The sequence below is a fragment of the Winogradskyella poriferorum genome (assembly GCF_050618035.1).
Taxonomy (GTDB): domain Bacteria; phylum Bacteroidota; class Bacteroidia; order Flavobacteriales; family Flavobacteriaceae; genus Winogradskyella; species Winogradskyella poriferorum_A.
The window spans coordinates 1-243 of the sequence record NZ_JBODPY010000088.1; the positions used below are offsets into that span (position 1 = coordinate 1).

At 33.7% G+C, this 243-nt stretch carries 1 pseudogene; it reads right to left on the reverse strand.

Annotated features, from left to right (window positions below):
- Positions 1–243, reverse strand: a pseudogene (gene glyA, locus ACRHOC_RS15030) (serine hydroxymethyltransferase); the annotation flags it as partial.

Genomic DNA, 243 nt, shown 5'->3' on the forward strand with positions numbered 1-243 from the left:
GTTCCTACTCTAATCCCAGAAGTTACAAATGGAGACTCTGTATGGAATGGTACCATATTCTTATTAACCGTAATATCTGCTCGTAGTAAAGCATTTTCAGCATCTTTACCTGTTATATTTTTATTCCTTAAGTCAATTAAAATCATATGGTTATCTGTACCTCCAGAAATTAAATTATAATGTTTGGCTACAAAAGCTTTAGGCATAGCATCGGGGTTCTTTTTAGTCTGAAGCATGTAGTGT